Annotated in this window: 4 protein-coding genes and 1 pseudogene; 2 read left to right on the top strand and 3 right to left on the bottom strand. The window is 47.6% G+C overall.

Annotated features, from left to right (window positions below; genetic code table 11):
* From H6S82_RS27295 to H6S82_RS27285, 3 genes are all read right to left on the bottom strand, one after another.
* The coding region (locus H6S82_RS27295; protein ID WP_347339550.1) for a 4-Cys prefix domain-containing protein at positions 1–361 on the bottom strand (361 nt) is incomplete at its 3' end.
* Between the two features lie 158 nt (positions 362–519).
* Positions 520–1,353: a 1,4-dihydroxy-2-naphthoyl-CoA synthase gene (gene menB, locus H6S82_RS27290; protein WP_190471776.1), complete on the bottom strand. Its 834-nt coding sequence runs from the start codon at positions 1,351–1,353 to the stop codon at positions 520–522.
* A gap of 26 nt (positions 1,354–1,379) precedes the next feature.
* A complete protein-coding gene (locus H6S82_RS27285) occupies positions 1,380–1,688 on the bottom strand; it encodes a DUF3067 family protein (RefSeq protein ID WP_190471874.1) in 309 nt (102 codons plus the stop codon).
* Positions 1,689–1,914: 226 nt separating this feature from the next.
* Between H6S82_RS27285 and petC the strand changes: the two genes are divergently transcribed.
* Both petC and H6S82_RS27275 read left to right on the top strand, forming a co-directional pair.
* Entirely contained in the window at positions 1,915–2,454 is a 540-nt protein-coding gene (gene petC, locus H6S82_RS27280; RefSeq protein ID WP_190471773.1) for a cytochrome b6-f complex iron-sulfur subunit, read from the top strand.
* A 121-nt stretch (positions 2,455–2,575) separates the two neighbouring features.
* A pseudogene (locus tag H6S82_RS27275) lies at positions 2,576–2,824 on the top strand (apocytochrome f); the annotation flags it as partial.

Here is a 2,824-nt window from a genome sequence, read left to right as displayed (position 1 = left end):
ACTGATTAGCTTTCTCAAGTCCTTGTTCCAGGTAGTCAAACAGAGTCGGAATTTGAGGATGAATGCCTAGTTCAGCCAGTTGTTTTGCTTCTCGCTCAAAGAGCCTAATATAAGTCTGTAGTTGAGCCGGATTGTTTTGAACTTCAGGAGGAACTAAAAGCTGCTTAATTACGCATTTATCTCCATTATGTTCATCCACTGCTAGAAACGTTTTCCCAAAACCCCCTTTCCCCAGTACCTTGATAGCACGGTAACGGTCTTTGAGTCGTAACTTTGAGCCACAGCTTTGGCAAAACCTTGTATTATCGGGATTTTCAGGTTTCTGGCAATCTTTGGTATCAGGATTCAAGCAATAGCTCATACTGAGGATTTTAGGAGTTGAGCAAGTTGCGGATATCATATACAACTGCTACCCAGTTATAAATGAGTAGGATCACTGCATATCAGTGATTTGGCTCAAATAACAGAGACAACTCTCTTCTCCCCCCTCTCCTGCGAGGAGAGGGGGCTAGGGAGAGGTCAAGGTAACCAAGGATACTGGCGAAAATCCGGTTTCCGTTTCTCTAAAAACGCTTGTTTCCCCTCTGCACCTTCCTCTGTCATGTAATACAGTAAAGTTGCATTTCCCGCCAACTCTTGCAAACCTGCTTGTCCGTCACAATCGGCATTAAAAGCAGCTTTCAAACAGCGAATTGCGATCGGACTTTTTTCTAATATTTCTCTCGCCCATTTAATCCCTTCCTCTTCCAACTCCTCCACTGGCACCACGCAATTAACCAAACCCATTTCTAAAGCTTGTTTGGCATCATATTGCCGACACAAATACCAAATTTCTCGTGCCTTTTTCTGCCCGACAATTCTGGCTAAATAACTAGCACCAAATCCACCATCAAAGCTACCTACTTTCGGCCCCGTTTGACCGAAAATTGCATTCTCAGCAGCTATTGTCAAATCGCACAAAATGTGCAGTACGTGACCGCCGCCGATCGCATATCCAGCCACCAAGGCAATCACCACCTTCGGCATCGTGCGAATCAGTCGCTGTAAATCCAACACATTCAGGCGCGGTACACCAGCATCGTCCACATAGCCAGCCGTTCCCCGCACGCTTTGGTCACCGCCAGCACAGAAAGCGTACTTACCATCCGTGTGAGGCCCAGCACCAGTAAAAAGCACTACACCGATATTCGTATCTTCGCGGGCATCGGCAAAAGCATCGTAAAGTTCAAAAACAGTTTTGGGACGAAAGGCATTGCGTTTGTGGGGACGATTAATAGTAATTTTCGCGATACCGTCCGTTTTGTGGTAAAGAATATCTTCGTAGGTTTTAGCAGTTTGCCATTCAACTTGCATAGACAATTGTGTAGAGGACAGAAATCTTATATTATCCACTCCGAAGAGCGATCGCCCAAATCAATCGGAATGCTCACCGCCTTACCGAGTCGGGGGCGCTCCCGCGTCTGCACAATATATTGTTGCACCTGCGCCCTAGCACCCCAAGCCTCAACATAACTGGCAATAGTATCTAGATGCGCCATATATTCGGCCTCTGAAAGCGGAAAAGATGCCTGTTCCAGATATTTCCACATAATCTGCACAAAAATCTTCCCCTGAATGCGCCGCACTTGCACATCGTAAGAGTATCCCCACTTATCTACTAATATTTGGCGTAAGTCTTGTCCGGTCATAGTCCAAACCATGTAAAATTTTCGCGATCGAGACAACGTGCCTCTAGATTATGAGACGAGTGTCAAAAAATGTAATAATACCCCTGAGATAGTTGTAAACCAGTTTCTCAAAGCATTTTTGAGACCTTGCCAGGGAGCGGCAGATTGCACGTTCGCGACGCATGGTGGGAAAAATCTGAGGTTAAACTCAGAAATCTTGACAAAGATACACACTCAAGCATAAGTTATGGCTCAAGTTTCGGGATCTGCTGACGCACCCGATATGGGGCGTCGTCAGTTTATGAATTTGCTAACATTTGGCACCATCACGGGAACGGCACTGGGAGCCCTCTATCCGGTAGTCAAATACTTTATCCCCCCATCTAGTGGTGGAGGTGGTGGTGGCGTCACCGCCAAAGACGCTCTCGGTGCCGAGATCGTAGTGAGTGAGTTTTTGACCACTCATAATCCGGGCTCGCGCACCCTCGCCCAAGGACTCAAAGGCGACCCCACTTACATTGTGGTGAAAGAAGACAAAGCCATAGCCGATTATGGAATCAACGCCATCTGCACCCACTTGGGCTGCGTCGTACCCTGGAACGTCGCCGAGAACAAATTTAAGTGTCCTTGCCACGGTTCTCAGTATGACAGCACCGGAAAGGTAGTGCGCGGGCCAGCACCGCGATCGCTCGCACTCGTTCACGCCAACGTTCAAGACGACAAACTCGTCTTGACACCTTGGACAGAAACTGACTTCCGCACCGGCGAAGAACCCTGGTGGGCGTAAGCGATTTTAGATTTTAGATTTGAGATTTTAGATTCAATCAAAAATCCAAAATCTCAAATTGACTTGCTCAGAGAGCATACCTATTGAATTGACATTGGTCACGGAATCGTTGTTATTACAGATGAAAAAAGTTTGTTTATCGGCGATACGCTCCAGCAGTAAGTGGGCGATTACCAAAATAGCACTGCTGGCGATCGCAACCTTTACCCTCTTCTTCGCCAGCGATTTAGCACTTCCAAAGCCAGCTGCCGCCTACCCCTTCTGGGCACAGGAAACCGCCCCCGAAACGCCCCGCGAACCCACAGGGCGGATTGTTTGCGCCAACTGTCACCTGGCTGCTAAAACCACCAAAGTTGAAGTACCCCAATCC

The organism is Planktothrix sp. FACHB-1355, from assembly GCF_014748295.1.
GTDB lineage: Bacteria > Cyanobacteriota > Cyanobacteriia > Cyanobacteriales > Aerosakkonemataceae > Aerosakkonema > Aerosakkonema funiforme_A.
Note: the sequence above shows the minus strand (reverse complement) of the source record. Positions and strands in the feature narration are given on the sequence as shown.

Excerpts from the sequence above, each read along its gene's own strand:
- H6S82_RS27285 (WP_190471874.1), bottom strand. The coding sequence starts at position 1,688 with ATGACCGGACAAGACTTACGCCAAATATTAGTAGATAAGTGGGGATAC.
- petC (WP_190471773.1), top strand. The coding sequence starts at position 1,915 with ATGGCTCAAGTTTCGGGATCTGCTGACGCACCCGATATGGGGCGTCGT.
- menB (WP_190471776.1), bottom strand. The coding sequence starts at position 1,353 with ATGCAAGTTGAATGGCAAACTGCTAAAACCTACGAAGATATTCTTTAC.